Annotated in this window: 17 protein-coding genes and 1 tRNA gene; 7 read left to right on the forward strand and 11 right to left on the reverse strand. The window is 30.4% G+C overall.

The window, feature by feature from the left end; all coding sequences use genetic code 11:
* Positions 1-7: 7 nt before the first annotated feature.
* Positions 8-445 carry a DUF4293 domain-containing protein gene (locus ABNT14_RS02500; protein ID WP_101902665.1) on the reverse strand — a complete coding sequence of 146 codons (438 nt, stop codon included), beginning with the start codon at positions 443-445 and terminating at the stop codon, positions 8-10.
* Between the two features lie 201 nt (positions 446-646).
* Here ABNT14_RS02500 and rho point away from each other — a divergent pair, with 201 nt between their 5' ends.
* A complete protein-coding gene (gene rho / locus ABNT14_RS02505; RefSeq protein ID WP_101902664.1) occupies positions 647-2,350 on the forward strand; it encodes a transcription termination factor Rho in 1,704 nt (567 codons plus the stop codon).
* Positions 2,351-2,414: 64 nt separating this feature from the next.
* Here rho and ABNT14_RS02510 read toward each other — a convergent pair whose 3' ends face one another.
* The 3 genes from ABNT14_RS02510 to ABNT14_RS02520 all read right to left on the reverse strand — a co-directional run bounded on the left by ABNT14_RS02510 (position 2,415) and on the right by ABNT14_RS02520 (position 3,567).
* Positions 2,415-2,972 carry a 5-formyltetrahydrofolate cyclo-ligase gene (locus tag ABNT14_RS02510; RefSeq protein WP_101902663.1) on the reverse strand — a complete coding sequence of 186 codons (558 nt, stop codon included), beginning with the start codon at positions 2,970-2,972 and terminating at the stop codon, positions 2,415-2,417.
* Between the two features lie 3 nt (positions 2,973-2,975).
* The gene (locus tag ABNT14_RS02515; protein WP_101902662.1) at positions 2,976-3,341 is read right to left on the reverse strand and encodes an MmcQ/YjbR family DNA-binding protein; all 366 of its coding nucleotides are present in this window, start codon (positions 3,339-3,341) and stop codon (positions 2,976-2,978) included.
* Between the two features lie 151 nt (positions 3,342-3,492).
* Positions 3,493-3,567, reverse strand: a tRNA-Pro gene (locus ABNT14_RS02520).
* A gap of 176 nt (positions 3,568-3,743) precedes the next feature.
* Here ABNT14_RS02520 and trxB point away from each other — a divergent pair.
* On the forward strand, positions 3,744-4,682 hold the full coding sequence (gene trxB, locus ABNT14_RS02525; protein WP_058884412.1) for a thioredoxin-disulfide reductase: 939 nt from the start codon (positions 3,744-3,746) through the stop codon (positions 4,680-4,682).
* 213 nt (positions 4,683-4,895) lie between these two features.
* On the opposite strand, the gene ABNT14_RS02530 is transcribed toward trxB, so the two are convergent.
* Entirely contained in the window at positions 4,896-5,741 is an 846-nt protein-coding gene (locus tag ABNT14_RS02530) for a hypothetical protein (protein WP_101902661.1), read from the reverse strand.
* A gap of 15 nt (positions 5,742-5,756) precedes the next feature.
* On the reverse strand, positions 5,757-6,899 hold the full coding sequence (locus tag ABNT14_RS02535) for a M14 family metallopeptidase (RefSeq protein ID WP_101902660.1): 1,143 nt from the start codon (positions 6,897-6,899) through the stop codon (positions 5,757-5,759).
* Between the two features lie 187 nt (positions 6,900-7,086).
* Between ABNT14_RS02535 and ABNT14_RS02540 the strand changes: the two genes are divergently transcribed.
* From ABNT14_RS02540 to ABNT14_RS02550, 3 genes are all read left to right on the forward strand, one after another.
* Complete coding sequence (locus ABNT14_RS02540; protein WP_101902659.1) at positions 7,087-9,495, forward strand: TonB-dependent receptor; 2,409 nt, start codon at positions 7,087-7,089, stop codon at positions 9,493-9,495.
* A gap of 73 nt (positions 9,496-9,568) precedes the next feature.
* Entirely contained in the window at positions 9,569-10,684 is a 1,116-nt protein-coding gene (locus ABNT14_RS02545) for a C1 family peptidase (protein WP_101902658.1), read from the forward strand.
* Between the two features lie 124 nt (positions 10,685-10,808).
* Positions 10,809-12,254 (forward strand): DUF389 domain-containing protein, encoded by a 1,446-nt coding sequence (locus tag ABNT14_RS02550; RefSeq protein ID WP_101902657.1) that lies wholly within the window; start codon positions 10,809-10,811, stop codon positions 12,252-12,254.
* A 210-nt stretch (positions 12,255-12,464) separates the two neighbouring features.
* On the opposite strand, the gene ABNT14_RS12370 is transcribed toward ABNT14_RS02550, so the two are convergent.
* From ABNT14_RS12370 to pdxH, 4 genes are all read right to left on the reverse strand, one after another.
* Positions 12,465-14,549 carry an OmpA family protein gene (locus ABNT14_RS12370; protein WP_101902656.1) on the reverse strand — a complete coding sequence of 695 codons (2,085 nt, stop codon included), beginning with the start codon at positions 14,547-14,549 and terminating at the stop codon, positions 12,465-12,467.
* Positions 14,550-14,670: 121 nt separating this feature from the next.
* On the reverse strand, positions 14,671-15,567 hold the full coding sequence (locus ABNT14_RS02560; RefSeq protein WP_101902655.1) for an ethanolamine ammonia-lyase reactivating factor EutA: 897 nt from the start codon (positions 15,565-15,567) through the stop codon (positions 14,671-14,673).
* A 9-nt stretch (positions 15,568-15,576) separates the two neighbouring features.
* Positions 15,577-16,065: a SixA phosphatase family protein gene (locus tag ABNT14_RS02565; RefSeq protein WP_101902654.1), complete on the reverse strand. Its 489-nt coding sequence runs from the start codon at positions 16,063-16,065 to the stop codon at positions 15,577-15,579.
* A gap of 31 nt (positions 16,066-16,096) precedes the next feature.
* A complete protein-coding gene (pdxH, locus tag ABNT14_RS02570) occupies positions 16,097-16,744 on the reverse strand; it encodes a pyridoxamine 5'-phosphate oxidase (protein ID WP_101902653.1) in 648 nt (215 codons plus the stop codon).
* A 131-nt stretch (positions 16,745-16,875) separates the two neighbouring features.
* On the opposite strand from pdxH, the gene ABNT14_RS02575 reads away from it, so the two are divergent.
* Both ABNT14_RS02575 and ABNT14_RS02580 read left to right on the forward strand, forming a co-directional pair.
* On the forward strand, positions 16,876-17,295 hold the full coding sequence (locus ABNT14_RS02575) for a DUF2141 domain-containing protein (protein WP_101902652.1): 420 nt from the start codon (positions 16,876-16,878) through the stop codon (positions 17,293-17,295).
* Positions 17,296-17,389: 94 nt separating this feature from the next.
* A complete protein-coding gene (locus ABNT14_RS02580) occupies positions 17,390-18,052 on the forward strand; it encodes an HAD family hydrolase (RefSeq protein ID WP_101902651.1) in 663 nt (220 codons plus the stop codon).
* A gap of 171 nt (positions 18,053-18,223) precedes the next feature.
* Here the strand turns inward: ABNT14_RS02580 and ABNT14_RS02585 are convergent, their stop codons facing one another.
* Complete coding sequence (locus ABNT14_RS02585) at positions 18,224-18,643, reverse strand: nucleoside-diphosphate kinase (RefSeq protein ID WP_101902650.1); 420 nt, start codon at positions 18,641-18,643, stop codon at positions 18,224-18,226.
* Positions 18,644-18,705 lie beyond the last annotated feature (62 nt).

Below are 18,705 nucleotides of genomic sequence, written 5' to 3' on the forward strand. Positions count from 1 at the left end.
AATAGGTTTATCGTAATCTATCTACAGATTTTACAAGATCTTCATCCTTCTTGATGGCTTTATTTGCTAAAACTAACAGCAAAATAACAAGAATTGGAAAAAACATCCCAATACCTTTCTCAGAAACTAAAGTTTCTCCAGATAATGTTTGTGAAAGATATATTAATATCCCTAATAAAAAAAAGTTAATCAATATGTTAACACGCCCTAAAACAAATTGCAACTCACGATTTTTAAATAAAAAAAGCGTTACAGCCGATAATAAAGCAGAAAGAAAAAATAATACGGGTGTTATTTTTTCTAAAAAACTAGCTCCTGAAAATAAATTTATTATGTAAACAGGTGTATCTGCTTCTGATTTAGTCCAAATACTACAAAAAGCAGTTAAACCAGCAGAAATTAATACCGCAATTAATAAATATATAGATTGTTTTCTTTGTATCATGTGATTTATTGGATAGCAAATGTAATATTTATTTTTTTAAAAAGAAATATTACAAGTTAAATTATTTGTATATATTTGTAATAATAAGACCTGCACACAGTAAAATAATTATATAGTTCCTATATAATTGAAACCATATAAAAATTTAAATACAATTAAATCCTTTTTCTTAAAGGATTGTATAACTTAATTATCTTATCAATGCTCGATATTTCAGAATTAAAAACTAAAAAATTAATAGATTTACAAGTAATTGCAAAAACAATAGGTTTAACCAAAGTAAGTCAATTAAAGAAATTAGATTTGGTTTATAAAATTTTAGACGCACAAACAGAAGTTGGTGTTAGCGCTAACCAAGCTAAGCCAATAGCTGAAAAACCTAAGAGAAAAAGAATTGAAAAATCAGAAGAAACTATCAAGCAACCTGTAAAAAAAGTTGTTGAAAAAGTTGAAGAAGAAAAAACAGAAAATTCTAAAAAAAAGATTGTTAAATCAGTTGAAAAAAAAATAATTAAAAAAGTGCCTCAACCAGCTGTAGATATTAAAGAAGCTGTTGAAACAACTTCAAAAATAGTTATTAAAAAAACAACTTCAAGACCAAGACCAAGGGCTGAGGTTGAGGCGGCTAAAAAGCAAGGGACAAAACCTAGAACCCAATTAGAACCCAAAAAAACAGTGCCACGACCAAGGGAATCTGTTGAGGTAGGTAAAAAACCACAACATAAAAATCAGTATCAAAATAAACCAAAACATAAAAGCGCTAACAAATACCGAGACCCTGATTTTGAATTTGACGGAATTATAGAAAGTGAAGGTGTTTTAGAAATGATGCCTGACGGATATGGGTTCTTACGCTCATCAGATTATAATTATTTATCATCGCCCGATGATATTTATGTTTCACAATCTCAAATAAAATTATTCGGACTAAAAACAGGAGACACTGTTCTTGGAAATGTTCGTCCGCCCAAAGAAGGTGAAAAATACTTCCCTTTAATTAGAGTATCAAAAATTAACGGTTTAAACCCGAATATTGTTCGTGATAGAGTTTCTTTTGAACATTTAACACCATTGTTTTCAGATGAAAAATTCAATTTAGCCGAAAGAGGAAGTTCTTTATCAACTAGAATTATTGATATATTTTCTCCCATCGGAAAAGGGCAACGTGGTATGATTGTATCGCAACCAAAAACGGGTAAAACAATGTTATTAAAGGATGTGGCAAATGCAATTGCGGCAAATCACCCTGAAGTATATCAAATTGTTTTATTAATTGATGAAAGACCCGAAGAAGTTACCGATATGAAACGTAATGTTCGTGGAGAAGTGGTTGCATCTACTTTTGATGAACCTGCCGATAAACATGTTCGTGTTGCAAATATTGTTTTAGAAAAAGCAAAACGTTTGGTAGAATGTGGACACGATGTAGTTATTTTATTAGATTCAATTACGCGTTTAGCAAGAGCGTACAATACGGTTGCACCAGCTTCAGGTAAAATTTTATCAGGGGGTATTGATGCCAACGCTTTACACAAACCAAAACGTTTTTTTGGAGCGGCTCGTAATATTGAAAATGGAGGTTCGTTAACAATTATAGCTACCGCACTTACCGAAACTGGCTCGAAAATGGATGAGGTTATCTTTGAAGAATTTAAAGGAACAGGAAATATGGAACTACAATTAGATCGTAATATTTCGAACCGTAGAATTTACCCAGCCATTGATTTAATTAAATCAAGTACCCGTCGTGACGATTTATTATTAGACCCAAAAACGGTAAAACGTATGTGGGTGCTGCGTAAATATTTAGCCGATATGAATCCTGTAGAAGCAATGACTTTTATTAATGACAGAATTAGAGTATCTAAAAATAACGAAGAGTTTTTAATTTCGATGAACGGATAGTTTGTTCATAATTTATTGAAATTAAATATATAAAATTAAAAATCCCGCAAATTGCGGGATTTTTTTATGTAGGAAATATTACAAAATCTAAAGGAATATCATATTTATTACAATCGGTAATTTCGGAAATTGGAGCAAAAAAATTAAGCCCAATTATTTTGGTATCTTTTCTGCAATCGGCTAAAAAACGATCGTAATAACCTTTCCCATAACCAACTCGGTAATTTTCAATGTCAGAAATTAACATCGGTACAAAAACAACATCAATTTCTGTAACAGCAACTTCTGTAGCATTTACAGGTTCGGGAACGCCGAATTTATTTAATTTTAATTCCGTATTTTCTTCTAAATAAAAATGAGTTAGCGAATCATCAGTAAAATTACATTGGCTAACAATTATTTTTTTTCCTTTACTTCTGAAAAAATCAATAATAGGTTGGGTATCAATTTCTTTAAATTTTTCCATAGATAAAAACAAATGAACATTATTTATCGCATTGAAATCAATCATTTCTGCATTGAAAATTTGCTCGTAAATGCTTTCTTGAAATACGTTTATTTCTTGCGCAGTTAATGCCGTTCTTTTCTGTTTATATATTTTTCTAAGTGTTTTTTTATCCATAATTTATAGTAAATGAAGTGCTGTTTGTGCTTTTTTTGTCAAACCTTTTACAACTAAGCTATAAGAATGATCTATTAATTCAAAAATAAAAGCATCAGTAATAGTATTGTTTATTAAAATGGTGTTCCAATGTTTTTTATTCATATGCCATCCGGGAAGTATGTTTTCATATTCTTCTCGAAGTTCTAAAGCCCACTGAGGATTGCATTTTAAGTTTATTTTAGCTTCGCCTTGTTCCCAACTATGTAAGCTAGTTAAAGTAAACATTTTATTCATCACCTTAAAAACAAGCGTAATATTATCAAAAGGAAAATGCTCGGTAACGCCTTTTTTAGCCATACAATAATTACGAAGTTGCTCTATATTCATTATGGTGTGTTTTAGTAAAATAGGAAGAATACTAGTGTTTTTAAATCCTCAAGTATCACGAAATTACATAAAAATGAAATCATTAAAAAAAATAATTACTTTAAATAAAGCGCACAAAAAAGACCTAAGAAAAATATCTTAAGTCTTTTAGTCGGGGTGGCAGGATTCGAACCTGCGACCTCCTCGTCCCAAACGAGGCGCGATGACCGGGCTACGCTACACCCCGTACGATTATCGGTGTGCAAATTTACAACAAATAAATAGATTAGCAATAAAAAAATATTATTTTTTTAAAAAAAAATTAAAATAGTTTTCGTTTATGGTTTTATAATCAAAATAGATATTAAAAAAAGATAATAGCGATAAAAAAAAATTACATTTGTAAGACCAAAAAATTAGATGATGGCAGAAAAAATTAAATGTTTGATTATAGGTTCAGGACCAGCAGGATATACCGCTGCAATATATGCTGCAAGAGCAGACATGAAACCTGTTATGTACACCGGAATGCAAATGGGTGGGCAGTTAACAACAACTACCGAAGTTGATAATTTTCCAGGATATGCTAACGGAACCGACGGAACTGCAATGATGAACGATTTGCAAAAACAAGCAGAACGTTTTGGAACTGACGTTCGTTTTGGAATGGTTACAAAGGTTGATTTGAGTACCGAAGTAGGAGGAATCCACAAAGTAATTGTCGATGAATCTATTGAAATAGAAGCGGAAACAATTATTATATCAACAGGGGCAACCGCTAAATATTTAGGCTTAGAAAGCGAGCAACGTTTAATAGGTGGTGGAGTTTCGGCATGTGCTACTTGCGATGGTTTTTTCTATAAAGGGCAAGATGTTGTCGTTGTAGGAGCTGGTGATACTGCTGCCGAAGAAGCAACTTATTTAGCAAATATTTGTAATAAAGTGACCTTATTGGTTCGAAAAGATTACATGAAAGCATCAAAAGCAATGCAACATCGTGTGAATAAAACAGCAAATATCGAAGTATTATACAATACCGAAATCGATGAGGTTTTAGGCGATAATGTTGTTGAAGGAGTTCGTGCGATTAACAATCAAACCAAGCAGACAACCGAAATTTCGGTAACAGGTGTTTTTATCGCTATTGGACACAAACCAAATTCTGATTTATTTAAAGATGTTTTAGATATGGACGAAGTTGGCTATTTAATTACCAAAGGAAAATCGACTAAAACCAATTTACCAGGTGTTTTTGCAGCAGGTGATATTCAAGATAAAGAATACCGACAAGCAGTAACAGCAGCAGGTTCAGGATGTATGGCAGCCCTAGATGCTGAGCGTTATTTAGGTGCTTTAGAATAAAATAGGAGTATCTTTTAAAAATTTAAAAGAGCGTTTACATAGTTGTAAACGCTCTTTTTTGTTAGGTATTTTACCAGAAATATTTTGGGCGTTACCCAAGGGTCGCGCTTTCGCTACTCGCTTTTTTTGTTTGAAAAAAACAAAAAAGAGCTCAAACAAACCGCTCTATCGCTAACGCAAAGCCAATAACTCTCTAAAAAAACAGAAATTCTATTATTCTTTAGCATTAAAATCATCCCAATACTTTAAAAGGTAGGTATTTATTTTATCAAAATCATTTTTATCAAAAATACTATTAAGCGCTTCGATATATTCAAAAAATTCACTCAAATAATCTTCTTTTGAGGCATTTAAACTTGGCGAATAACAGCTGTCACTATCTAAAGCATATTTAAATTCTTCTATTAATTTTTCAAGAAATAAGGGTTTATTTTCTTGAATATAATCAGAAAAACCATCCTCTAAGAAATCTTCAAATTGTTCACTTCCATGTTGCCCGCAGCAGGTTATTAATCGAGCAATTGCCAGGGTACAAGTTTCTTCGTTCCATCGGTATTTTTCAATAAGTTCTTCGATGTCGCTACCTTGATTTACTTCGTGGTCTAAATCGCAGGTTCTTAAAAAATAGATATATTCAGGCATCCATTTTTTATCTTTAGTAACTAACGATAAAATAGCTTGTGTTCCTAGCGGATTTTCGCAATCTTCCCAAATTCTCGAATCATATTCGCCGTGGTCAGTTGCTTGAAGATATGTAATTGTTGCCGATGTTAAAGCACTGTATTTTGACACTTCATTAAAAAGTGTTTTTTCATCAGTAAATAATATTTTTGGCGTATCAATGTTATTATTTTCATCGATTAAACCAATGCTATAATTAAATTGATATATTTTATGTTTCTTTTTTAAAGAAATAATTAATGCCGTTAATTCAGATAAAATAATTGCGATATCATTTTCACTGATTACCGCCGTATTTGATTTTTTATCAAAAATAAATTGACCTTTCAGCTTAGCGAGATCATTTATTTGATAACTTATTTTAAAAGTAGTTTTCATAGTTTTTTAACGGTTTTAATTTTTAATCCCTAGTAAAAATCCTTCTAACGCTGTTAAAAAAGAAGCACCTAATGCTTCTGAACGTTTATCAGACCATTGTTTTGTTGGTTCAGGAACATCGTCATTATCTTTAAAAGGCATTTCTAAGGTAAAAGAAAGTGCTTTAAAAAGTTCACCAATTTGATAAGAACAAACCGCTAAATTTGCCATATTAGGTAAGCTATCTTCATATTTATGCACATCTTGAAATTCTGGAGTTACCGACATCCATTCATTTTTAAAACGTATTTCTTCTGATAAGATTTTATCAGTAACACTAGGAATCCCTCTTAAACTGGTTACAAAATTATAAGGAATTGCTTCATCGCCATGAACATCTAATAGAAAATCAACACCTGTTTCTTGCATTTTTTGTTTGCAATAAAAAACCTCTGGCTCAGTAGCTTTATTGGGGTTTTCCCAAACTCTATTATAATTAATTCCTAAGGTGTTTACACGTAAATTTCCTGCAATACTTCCATCAATATTCATGTTCGGAATGATATAAAAACAGCAGGTTTCTAGTAGTTTATCAATGGTAGTATCTTTTGAAATGTTTTCAGCAACAAAACGATTTACAATCCCGTTGACAAACCATTCCGCCATACTTTCTCCAGGATGCTGACGTGCAATAATCCAGATATTTTTCTTGGTATCGCTAGGTGTACCGAATTGTAAAAGTTCTATGGGTTTTTTATTGATAGTTTCGCCTAAAATAGTGGTTGTACATAAATTACTTTTACTTGCTGTTGCTACTAAATTAAGATGTTGCTCGTAGGTAAAAGGCGTAAAATAAGCAAAACTCACTTCGCTTTTTGTAGGGGTGATACTAAAGTAAAGTTTGCCGTTTTTATATTCGGTGTTTTGTAAACGAAACCAATTTTTAGCATCGTAAGAAGCGTTGGTTTTGTAATTTTCCCAACCATCGGCAAAGGCACTTTCACTAGCGTTTTCAATACAAAAAGTATAGGTTTCTCCTATGGTAATATCGGTGATTTTAAAATTAAACCATTGAAAAAAATGAGAATTGGTATCTTTTCTAATGTTTAATTGTGCGCTATTTTGTTGCTGTGATATTAGGGTAATATTACCAGCATCAAAGTTTGTTGTAATTTGCATAATGTTTATTTTTTTGATAAAATTTTAAATACTATAGCTGTGGTGGCTAAATAACGAAGCATTTTTCAAAGGTAAAGAATACGATTAATTTGTAAGAGATAAAAATAGATACTTTATTTTCTAGTCTTTATTTTATCTTAATTTATTCAATAGTATGTATTTTAGCAACCTATAAATCAGATTATTTATGAAAAATATATGTTTATTGTTTGTAGTTTTTTTGCATTCCTTAATTGTGATAAGTCAAGATAAAAATAATGGTGCTATTTCAGGAAAAATAATTGATGCTAAAACAAGAGATGTTATTCCTTTTGTAAATGTATTGGTTTATGGAACTACAAAAGGAGTTGTTTCTGATGAAAATGGAGCATTTAAAATAACTAATATTCCTTTAGGATATAATAAAATACAAGTATCATTTATTGGTTATGAAACCTTAATTTCTGATGAGTATTTAGTTACAAATGATAATATTCCGTTTGTAACCATCGAATTAAAAGAAAGTGATACTAATTTAAATGAAGTTGAGGTAAAGGCTAATTTGTTTAAAAAATCGGTACAAAGTCCGTTGTCTTTACAATCTTTAGGAGTTGCTGAAATAGAAAAAAACCCTGGAGGAAATAGAGATGTTTTAAAAGTAATTCAATCTTTTCCTGGTGTTGCTTCTAATCCTGGTTTTAGAAATGATATTATAATTAGAGGAGGGGCAACATCTGAAAATAAATTTTATTTAGATGGTATTGAAGTTCCTGTAATTAATCATTTTCAAACACAAGGCGCAACTGGTGGACCTGTAGGAATAATGAATGCCGATTTAATCCGTAAGGTCGATTTTTATTCGAGTGCTTTTCCTGCGAATAGAGGAAACACGTTAAGTTCGGTAATAGAATTTACACAAAAAAGAGGAAATCCAACGTCTTTAAATACAAGAGCTACTCTAGGAACTTCTGATGCAGGAATTACTTTAGATGGTCCTTTAGGAGATAATACTACTTTTATGTTGTCTGTTCGTCAATCATATTTACAGTTTTTATTCAAGTTGATAAAATTACCTTTTTTACCAACTTATAACGATTTTCAGTTAAATGTAAAATCGCAATTATCAAAAAATAGTGAATTATCAATAATTGCTTTAGGAGCAATCGATAATTTTAAATTGAATGAATCTGTAAATGATGACATAACAGATGAAGATATTTTAAAAAGAAATACTATTGTTTTAAATACTGTTCCTGTAAATAGTCAATGGAATTATACGGTTGGTGCGAGTTATAAATATTTTGCTGAAAATTCGACACATTTAGTCGTTTTAAGTAGAAATGAGCTGAAAAATACCGCTGAAAAATACTTGATGAATCAAGAAGTACCAGTAAATTTATTGTTAGATTATAGTTCTAAAGAAATAGAAACTAAGTTTCGATATGAAAATAATTTTAGCACTTTGAATAATTATAAAATTAACATAGGTACAAATATAGAAACAGCTAGATATTTAAATAATACGTATCGAAAAGTTGCAAATTCTCAAGGAGTTTTTGAAGATACTTTTAATTCTGATATTGATTTTATTAAATATGGTATTTTTGGTCAGATATCAAAAGAATATTTAGATAATAAATTAGGTGTTTCCTTCGGATTTAGAATTGATGGTGTTGATTATAATAAAGAAATGAAAAATTCATTCAATCAATTTTCGCCAAGATTTTCATTAAATTATAGCTTAAATGATAAAATGAGTTTAAGTTCATCATTAGGACGTTATTATCAAATGCCATCTTATACCGTTTTAGGATTTAAAGATAATTCAGGAGAATTTATCAATAAAAAAGGATTAAAATATATACAGTCTGACCATTTTGTAAGTGGTTTATCATACAAACCAAATACGAATTCTAAAATTACTTTTGAAGGATTTTATAAAGCATATGATAATTATCCGTTTTCAGTAAGAAATAAAATTAGTTTGGCAAATTTAGGTGCTGGTTTTGGTGTGGTAGGAAATGAAGAAGTGGTTTCTAATTCAAAAGGACGGGCTTATGGTTTTGAAATATTGGCTCAAAAAAAATCATTTAATGGTTTATATGGATTAGCTTCATATACTTTTGTAAGAAGTGAATTTAAAGATACTTTAGGAAGTTATATTCCTTCTACTTGGGATAATAAACATCTTTTAACAATAACAGCAGGAAAAAAATTAAAGAAAAATTGGGAAATAGGAACTAAATTTAGATTAGTTGGAGGAAGACCTTACACGCCTTATGATAGAAATGCTTCATCATTAAAAACTAATTATGATGTTGCAAATGGAGCTATTTTAGATTTTTCAAGATTAAACGAAAAACGTTTTGATACATACACGCAGTTAGATTTAAGAGTTGATAAAACATGGTTTTTAAAGAAGATAGCTGTTAACTTTTATGTTGATATTCAGAATGTTTATGCTAATAGTGCTAGTGAGCAACCTTTTTTATTACCAATAGAAGATGCTGATGGACGAGTTTCAAATCCTAATGATTCATCAAGATATGTTTTAGAAGAAATAGAAAGTACATCGGGTAATGTTTTACCAAGAATTGGAGTGATTGTAGATTTTTAAACATTTTAACGATAAAAATGATGTTAAAAATAAGTAAAAATGCTAAATTGCTCGTTAAATTAAAATACATCACATGAAAAACTTGTTTATCGGAGCCGCTTTTGCTTTTTTAAGTATTGGTTCAATTACCGCTCAAAAATATAAATTCAAAACATTAGAAGATATAGAAAGCACCCAAGTAAAAAGTCAAGGAAGCACTGGTACTTGTTGGAGTTTTTCAACAACATCGTTTTTAGAGTCGGAAGTTATAAGGTTAACAGGTAAAAATATTGATTTATCAGAAATGTACACCGTTCGTAATACCTATTCTGAGAAGGCAAATAATTATTTATACCGTCAAGGAAAAGCACAATTTAGTCAAGGAGGTTTAGCGCATGATGTAATTAACTCTGTAGCTAAAAATGGGTTAGCCCCTGATGTGGTTTTTTCTGGATTAGAAGTAGGGCAAGACAGACATAATCATGCTGAGGTTGTTGCAGTTTTAAAATCGATGTTAAATACGTATATTAAAAATCCTGCAAAAGAATTAAGTCCTAGATGGAAAAAAGCTACAGAAAGCGTTTTAGATGTTTATTTAGGTGAAAATAAAGCAAATTTTGAATTTGAAGGCGTTAATTATACACCAAAAAGTTTTGCAGAACATATCAAAATTAATCCTGAAAATTATGTTTCAATAACATCTTTTCAGCATGCAAAAATGTATGATGAATTTGTATTGAATATTCCTGATAATTTTTCAAACGGAGCGTTTTATAATGTTTCATTAGATGAATTAGTTTCTGTAACAGAAAATGCTATTGAAAAAGGATATACAATTGCTTTAGATTGTGATGTTTCTGAAAAAACATTTTCAGCAAAAAATGGTATTGCAATTATTCCTGCAAGCAGTTCAGATAGTGAAAAGGGCTTAACAGAACTTGTTAAAGAAAAGAAAATTACTCCTAGTTTTCGTCAATCAGAATTTGAAAACTTTAATACTACCGATGATCATTTAATGCACATTGTAGGATTAATGAAAGATCAGAAAGGAAATAAGTATTTTAAAGTTAAAAATTCTTGGGGTTCAAAAGTAGGAAATAAAGGATATATTTATATGTCTGTTCCTTATTTTAAATTAAAAACAATTTCAGTTTTATTACATAAAGATGGTATTTCAAGAGGTTTAAAAAAGAAATTAAACATCAAGTAATTTATTTTTTTAAGAAATTTTTAAAAATACGAGTAAAAGCCCAAAGATATTTCTTTGGGCTTTTTTGTTTTGATACTATAAAGTGATAATTCCGTATCTTTCGAGCGTTATAAAATCAATTTATATGGAAGAAAAAATAAAGCAAGATGAAAGTGTAGCACAGTCTAAACAAGCAGTTCAAGAAGATGCTAAAGGATTGTGGGAAAGTATTAAAATATTTATGGTGGAATTGTTAGATTTTCGTCATGATACCGACCAGGAAGCAACCATTGAAGCCATAAAAAATGATATTCCTTTTAAAGGAGCTACTGTTTGGATTTTAATTTGTTCAATATTTGTAGCATCGATTGGGTTAAATGCTAATTCAACCGCTGTGGTAATTGGAGCCATGTTAATATCGCCATTAATGGGACCTATTTTAGGAATTGGAATGTCGTTAGCTATTAACGACATTGATACCTTAAAAAAATCATTAATCAACTTAGCAATTATGATTGTGTTGAGTTTATTAACCGCATTTTTATTCTTCTTTTTGTTTCCTTTAAAAGAGGAAACTTCAGAATTATTAGGAAGGGTAAAACCCGATATTCGAGATGTGTTAATTGCTTTTTTTGGTGGTTTAGCCTTAATTATCGCTAGAACAAAAAAAGGAACAATAGCATCGGTAATATTTGGTGTTGCTATTGCTACTGCTTTAATGCCACCTTTATGTACGGCAGGTTATGGCTTAGCAATTGGTAAATTTGATTACTTTTTTGGAGCAATGTATTTATTTACAATTAATACTATTTTTATCGCTTTAGCTACTTTTTTAGTGCTAAAATTATTAGGGTTTACCATGATTCGTTATGTAAATTCTGAAAAGAGAAAACGAATAGCACAAGTGGCTTCTTTTATCGGTTTTTTAGTAATGGTACCCGCTATGTTTACTTTTGTAAGTGTTTATAAAGAAAGCGTGGTTAAATCAAATTATGATAAATTTTTAAAAGATGAAATTTTAGCCAATAAAGATTTATGGCTACAAAGAGAAAATATCGATAAAAAGACTAAAAAAATTAATTTATTTTTTAATGGTGATGTTACCGATGCTACCGAAACTTTTTTAAGAAATGAATTAAAAAGTTATCCTAAATTAGATGTTTACGAATTGGTTGTGAATGAAAATAAAGCCAGAAGTGTCGATAGAGTTGTTGATGCCTACGATAGAGCAATTATTGATTTAGATCAAAAAGATAATATTATAAAAGGCTTACAAAAAGAAATTAGCGATTTAAAAACAACAATTTCAAGCTTAAATAATAATATAGAACAAAATGCTTTAAAGCAAGATGAAAATAGTATCCCTTTTAGTAAAATAGCCAAGGAAGCTAAAATTAGATTTAACGATATTAAAGGAATTAGTTTTTCTAAAAAATTATCTTCTACTGATTTTATTAAAATAGATACAATTCCTGAGTTATCAGTAGTTTGGAATAAAAAAATAACTGATTCAGTAATTGAAAAGAAAGAGAAAGAACTAAAAAGTTGGGTTGAAAAAGAACTGAAATTAAAAGTTATTATTGTTAAATAATTTCTTATAAATTAAATACTTAGAATCGAAGCTTATCACGTTTCTCTTTGTTTATCGTAATATTATTTATGATGTTTTTACTAGCGTCTGTTTAGTCTTTATTTAATTTTAAACAGGCACTTAGATAAATACTCTATAAAACACAAAAAACCGAGCAAAAGCTCGGTTTTTTTAATATCAAAATATTAATTATAGTATGTTTATCAAAAATTATTTTTGATTGATTACTCTAAAAGTAGTTCTACGGTTTGCAGCATGCTCGCGTTCTGTACAAGAAACACCATCAGCACATCTGTTTGTTAATTTGTTTTCACCGTAACCGTTAGCAGTTAATTGACTAGCGTTAACTCCTTTCGAAATTAAGTAGTTTACAACTGAACGAGCTCTTCTTTCTGATAAAGATTGGTTGCTTACGTTACTACCTCTTGAATCAGTATGAGATTCAACAGCAGCAGCTACACCAGTCTTTAAAATTGGTAATAATCTAGTGTCAATTAAACGTTTAGCTCCAGAAGTTAAAGTAGCACTTCCTAAGTTCCAGTTAATTGGTAAAGGTGTATTTTCAATTAATTTACATTCAACTTCTTTCCAAGATGTTAACCCACCTTTAGAAACTAATACTTCTTTAGTAATTGTTTTGTATTTAGCAGCTACAGGAACTTCTTCCTTCCAAGCATCTTTTACTAAAACAGTTTTCTTTAAGTTACTATAAACAGCATCTCCTTTAATTTCTCTAGAAGTAGGAGGAGTTGTCATTACAGTTTTCTTTAAAGTTGTAGTTACCTCAGGAATAGCAATAACTTTAGTAGTTGTAACCGAAGGAATTACTCTTTTAACAGTCGTAGTTACTTCAGGAATAGCAATAACTCTCGTTGTAGGAGGAGTTACCATTACTCTTTTCTTAATAATTTTAGTTACTTCAGGAATTTGAACTGTAATTGTTGATGGAGGTGTTACCATCACTGTTTTTTTAATAACTTTAGTCACTTCAGGAATTGCAATAACTCTTGTAGATTCAGGAGTTGTTACCGTTCTTTTAATAGTTTGAGTTACCTCAGGAATAGCAATTGTCTTTGTTGTAGGAGGTGTAGTCATTACACGCTTCTTGATAATTTTCGTTACAGCAGGAATATCAATAGTTCTTGTTGTAGGAGGAGTTACCATTACTCTTTTCTTAATAACTTTCGTTACCTCAGGAACTGCAACAACTCTTGTTGTAGGAGGAGTCTTAACAACTTTTTTAGTATAGGTTGAATTACCACATCCGTTAGGAGAAGTACTTTCATTACATTCAGGAGTAGAAACAACACTAGCATCATTTCCTAAAACAGTTTTGTTAATTGTTTGGAATTGAGCAGGTACTTCTTTATAACACCAGTAACGACAATCGTTAGGATCTGAAGATTCACAATCAGGTGCTTTTTCACTCATTTGCCATCTAGCAGATTTAGCTTTAACCTCAATAGTTTCACTATCGTTACTAAAAGATGCAGGAATTACACTTAATTTATTTCCATAATCTCTTTTTTTGTAAGAAATAGTTTCAGTTCCATAAACTGCAGGAACAACAACTAAACGTTGAGAAGCTTCTTTTACTATTACAGTAACGTCACGCATTTCATATTTTGCAGGAATAACTTCAATACGTTGCGATGCTTCTTTAACAGTAACAACAACATCACGCATTTCATATTTTGCAGGAACTTTAACTAAACGTTGTGCTGCTTCTTTTACTACAATTGTTTCAGAAACTACACTTGTAGTAGCAGGAACTTTAACTAAACGTTGGCTAGCCTCTTTTGTAACTACAACAACATCTCTAGTTTCGTATTTTGCAGGAACTAATTTTAAACGTTGTGTAGCTTCTTTAGTAACTACAACAACATCACGCATTTCGTACTTCGCAGGTACTAGCTCTAATCTTTGAGAAGCTTCTTTTACAACAATAGTTTCAGTAGCAGAACTAGGTTTTGATAACGCTTTTTCAATACGCTGACTAGCTTCTTTGGTAACTACCGAATAAGTTTGAGCTTCGTACTTTGCTGGTACGATAACTAATTTCTGACTTCCTTCATTAACTAAAACACGTTCTGTTACTGATTTATAAGCAGCAGGATGTGTAATAATTCTTTTGTAAGCAGGTGCAATTTCAATCGTTACATCTTGATTTTTCCATACTTCAGGTGTTTTACAACGTACATAACACTTTCCAGGTTCTGCATTTGTGGGTAAATCTTGTGCTGAAGCACTAAAATAGAAGGCTAGAAGCGCTCCTGTTAATAGTAATTTTTTCATAATAATTCTAAATTTGTTTGATATTATTTAACTTATTCATGTGACACATTATATAAATAAAGGTCACATAATTAAACAAATATAGGTATTTTATTTAATGTTAAAGAACTGTTAAAGGGTTTTATAGCTTATTGAAATACAAACTTTTAATGATTCCATCGGATAAGCCTATTTTAGGAACAAATATTTTTCGAGCACCACTCCATTTCATTGCTGAAAGGTAAATTTTAGTTGCAGGAACAATAACATCAGCTCTATCGGGATTTAAACTTAGTTCAGAAATTCGCTGCTTATAACTCATTTTTTTTAAAAATTGATATTGTGCATTTAGATAGATATAAGAAATAGGTTTTCCTAAATCTCTACCCGACATTTTAAATATTTTATTAATATTTCCACCAGAACCAATAAGAGAAATACGTCCGTAGTTTTTGGTATTTTCTTCAACCCATTCTTGAACTTCTTTGAAAATAATATTATTTTCTGTTTTTTTATTATTGATTAATCGAACAGTACCTATTTTAAACGATTTTGATTTTACAATTTTACCTTTTGAAAATAAGGTAAATTCAGTACTACCACCACCAACATCTACATAAAGATAGGTAGATTCTGATTTAATTAAATGATGTAAATCGGTAGAAAATATAATTGCGGCTTCTTTTTTACCATCAATTACATCAATTTCTATATCTGATTCTTTTAATATAGTATTAACAACTTGAGTTCCATTTTGAGCTTCTCTCATTGCTGAGGTGGCGCATGCTTTATATTTTTCAACACCATGAACTTTCATAATCAATTTAAAAGCTGTCATGGCATCAATCATTCGGGCGGTATTTTCTTCAGATATTATACCTGTAACAAATGCGTCGGTACCTAAACGAATAGGAACTCTAACTAAAGAAGCTTTTTTAAATAGTGGTTCTTTATCTTTTTCTTCAATAACATTTGATATCAATAGTCTTACAGCATTTGAACCGATATCTATAGCGCCATATTTTTTAATTTTCAAAATAATATAATTTTATCTATGATTTTTAGGGAAATCGACTAAAATAGTACGTCCCTTTTTTAAGTTTTTCCAGTGTTTATCTTTAAATTCAATGCCTATAATTCCGCAAGTAGGCACGTGAGCTATTGGCTTATCACCAAAATTATTTACAAAACTATTAATACCGTGGTCGTGACTAAATATAATAGCACTACTAAAATTATCGTCTAAAGCATTTACGGTTTTCACTAAATAACCATCACTAAAATTATATAACTGACGTTTTATTTGTAGGTTAGAGAGTGGGTATTTAAAATTTTCACAAAAAATAATAGCCGTATGTAGCGCTCTATTCGCACTGCTAGAAACAAATACATCTGGCTTTGGTATTTCTTGCGATAAAAACTTAGAAAAAAGATGTGAATCTTTAATACCACGCTCTTTTAAAGGTCTATCAATATCTTTAATACCTTGGTATAGCCAAGAAGATTTTGCGTGACGAACAATATAAAGTGTTTTCATTTAAATGATTAAAATGTATGTAAATATAAAATTATGGCGCTAAACGTGCTAATTTCCAAGAAAAATCTTTTTCTAAGGTATATCGTATTCTATCGTGCATTCTATTTGGACGACCTTGCCAAAATTCAATAGAAACGGGTTTTACCATAAAACCTCCCCAATGTGGCGGGCGTGTAATTTCTTTATTTTGAAATTTTTCGGTTGTTTTTTCAAGTTGCTCATCGAGTAGTTCACGAGTGGCAACAACTTCACTTTGGTTAGATGCCCAAGCGCCTAATTTACTTCCGTCAGGTCTTGATTCAAAATAACCATCAGATAAATTTTTAGCTAGTTTTTCAGCCTTTCCTTTGATGATGATTTGCTGTTCTAAGCCAGCCCAAAAAAAAGAAAGACACACATTGTTGTTTTGTAAAATTGCTTTTCCTTTTTCTGAATTATAGTTAGTATAAAAAATAAAACCTTCCCAAGTATATTTTTTTAACAATACAATTCTATTTTTAGGAAAACCATCTAACCCTATTGATGAAACGTTCATAGCATTACTTTCAATAACCATTTCTGATGCATCTGCTTCAAAAAACCAGTCTCTAAATAATTCCATCGGATTTTCAGGACAATTTTTTTTAAGTAACTCTTTTTTTTCGTATGATTTTCTATAATCGCTTAAATCGTGTGACATTATTATTTTTTATGCTATGTAAAAATACATTTTTTATCAATTATTTTAGCGTATTTTGTTAAAAAATAGCAAGAATGAAAAATAAGATATTTAGACTATCACTTAAAGACTTAATTATAAAATAAAAAAATATGCCGAAAATTATTTTAACAGTATTCTTTATTTTAACAGGAATTTTAAATTCAATAAGTCAAGAAAAACATACAATTACAGTATATTTTGAAGGAATGAAATCTGATAAGGGTAATTTGTATGTAGCAATTTATAATAATAAAAAAGCTTTTTTAAAAGAAGCTATAAAGGGAAGAATAATAAAGATTTCAGATAAAAAAGCGAGCCTAGTATTTGAGAATATGATAGCAGGAACTTATGCAATTTCGGCGTTTCATGATGTGAATGATAACAAAAAAATGGATACCAATTTTATAGGAATTCCTAAAGAGCCAATAGGTATTTCTAATGATGCAAAAGGTTTTATAGGACCTCCTAAATATAAAGATGCAAAATTTGATGTAATTCAGTCGATAAAAATGACTATTCATATAAAATAAATTTCACAAAATAATTCATGCAAAGTGATGCTTAATAATAGCAATAAGTAAGGAGTAATTGATTATTTTTGTAGCACAACACAAACTAAATACTATGGCTTTAAAAGCAGTTTTATTCGATATGGACGGGGTAATTGTTGACACCGAACCGTTACACAAACAAGCATATTTTTTAATGTTTGATAAGGTAGGAATTCAGGTTTCACAGGAGCTTTACAATTCCTACACAGGGCAATCAACTTTAGAAATTTGTAAAGATTTAGTAGCCAAATTTAATTTAACAATCGAGGCTACCGAATTGGTAAATTATAAACGTGCTTTTTTTAAAGAACTCTTTTTTTCTGATGATAATGATTTAGAATTATTGAACGGTGTTTTAGATTTAATTAAAAATTATTATAATAACGGCGTTACTTTAGTTTTGGCATCGTCGGCATCGATGGTTACTATTGATAATGTTTTTAATAAGTTCGATTTAAATAAATATTTTAAAGGGAAAATTAGCGGTGCCGATTTAAAAGCATCAAAACCGCATCCTGAAATATTTTTAAAAGCAGCCGATATTGCTGGTTTCGATAAAAAAGAATGTTTAGTAATTGAAGATTCTACCAACGGAATTAGAGCAGCTTACGATGGCGGAATTTACTGTGTTGCTTATAAAAGTGAACACTCTAAAGAACAAGATTATTCGTTGGCGCAAAAAGTAATTGCGAATTACAATGAAATAAAATATGACTTGGTAAAAGATGTTGTGTAATTAAGTTATAAGCAGAAATTCCTAGCCCCGATTGAAGCATTGTTTGAGCTCTTTTTTTGATTTTTCTTCAAAAAAAAGCGAGTGCGGAAAGCGGGAAATAGCTTCAAAAAATAAAAAACTCGTTACAACAATTGTAACGAGTTTTTATATATTTAAAAAGAATTATTGTTCTTAGAACACCTCTCTTCCTGAAAAGTGAAAAGCACCTTCGATAGCAGCGTTTTCATCAGAATCAGAACCGTGAACAGCATTTTCACCGATAGAGGTAGCAAACATTTTACGAATAGTTCCTTCAGCAGCTTCAGCAGGATTTGTAGCACCGATTAAAGTTCTAAAATCTTCAACAGCGTTGTCTTTTTCTAAAATAGCAGCGATAATTGGACCACGAGTCATAAACTCAACTAATTCACCAAAGAAAGGACGTTCGTTATGCACAGCGTAAAAAGCTTCAGCATCACGAGTAGTCATTTGCGTTTTTTTCATTGCTACGATTCTAAAACCTGCAGCATTAATTTTGTCTAAAATTGCGCCAGTGTGTCCGTTTTCAACACCATCTGGTTTAATCATTGTAAAAGTTCTATTTGTTGCCATTGTAATTGAGTTTCTAATTAAAGTAAATAAAATGTAAGTGCGAACTTCGCACAAATCGGCGC

Source organism: Tenacibaculum dicentrarchi (assembly GCF_964036635.1).
GTDB classification, from domain to species: domain Bacteria; phylum Bacteroidota; class Bacteroidia; order Flavobacteriales; family Flavobacteriaceae; genus Polaribacter; species Polaribacter dicentrarchi.

Excerpts from the sequence above, each read along its gene's own strand:
- ABNT14_RS02500 (WP_101902665.1), bottom strand. The coding sequence starts at position 445 with ATGATACAAAGAAAACAATCTATATATTTATTAATTGCGGTATTAATT.
- rho (WP_101902664.1), top strand. The coding sequence starts at position 647 with ATGCTCGATATTTCAGAATTAAAAACTAAAAAATTAATAGATTTACAA.
- ABNT14_RS02510 (WP_101902663.1), bottom strand. The coding sequence starts at position 2,972 with ATGGATAAAAAAACACTTAGAAAAATATATAAACAGAAAAGAACGGCA.
- ABNT14_RS02515 (WP_101902662.1), bottom strand. The coding sequence starts at position 3,341 with ATGAATATAGAGCAACTTCGTAATTATTGTATGGCTAAAAAAGGCGTT.
- trxB (WP_058884412.1), top strand. The coding sequence starts at position 3,744 with ATGGCAGAAAAAATTAAATGTTTGATTATAGGTTCAGGACCAGCAGGA.
- ABNT14_RS02530 (WP_101902661.1), bottom strand. The coding sequence starts at position 5,741 with ATGAAAACTACTTTTAAAATAAGTTATCAAATAAATGATCTCGCTAAG.
- ABNT14_RS02535 (WP_101902660.1), bottom strand. The coding sequence starts at position 6,899 with ATGCAAATTACAACAAACTTTGATGCTGGTAATATTACCCTAATATCA.
- ABNT14_RS02540 (WP_101902659.1), top strand. The coding sequence starts at position 7,087 with ATGAAAAATATATGTTTATTGTTTGTAGTTTTTTTGCATTCCTTAATT.
- ABNT14_RS02545 (WP_101902658.1), top strand. The coding sequence starts at position 9,569 with ATGAAAAACTTGTTTATCGGAGCCGCTTTTGCTTTTTTAAGTATTGGT.
- ABNT14_RS02550 (WP_101902657.1), top strand. The coding sequence starts at position 10,809 with ATGGAAGAAAAAATAAAGCAAGATGAAAGTGTAGCACAGTCTAAACAA.
- ABNT14_RS12370 (WP_101902656.1), bottom strand. The coding sequence starts at position 14,549 with ATGAAAAAATTACTATTAACAGGAGCGCTTCTAGCCTTCTATTTTAGT.
- ABNT14_RS02565 (WP_101902654.1), bottom strand. The coding sequence starts at position 16,065 with ATGAAAACACTTTATATTGTTCGTCACGCAAAATCTTCTTGGCTATAC.
- pdxH (WP_101902653.1), bottom strand. The coding sequence starts at position 16,744 with ATGTCACACGATTTAAGCGATTATAGAAAATCATACGAAAAAAAAGAG.
- ABNT14_RS02575 (WP_101902652.1), top strand. The coding sequence starts at position 16,876 with ATGCCGAAAATTATTTTAACAGTATTCTTTATTTTAACAGGAATTTTA.
- ABNT14_RS02580 (WP_101902651.1), top strand. The coding sequence starts at position 17,390 with ATGGCTTTAAAAGCAGTTTTATTCGATATGGACGGGGTAATTGTTGAC.
- ABNT14_RS02585 (WP_101902650.1), bottom strand. The coding sequence starts at position 18,643 with ATGGCAACAAATAGAACTTTTACAATGATTAAACCAGATGGTGTTGAA.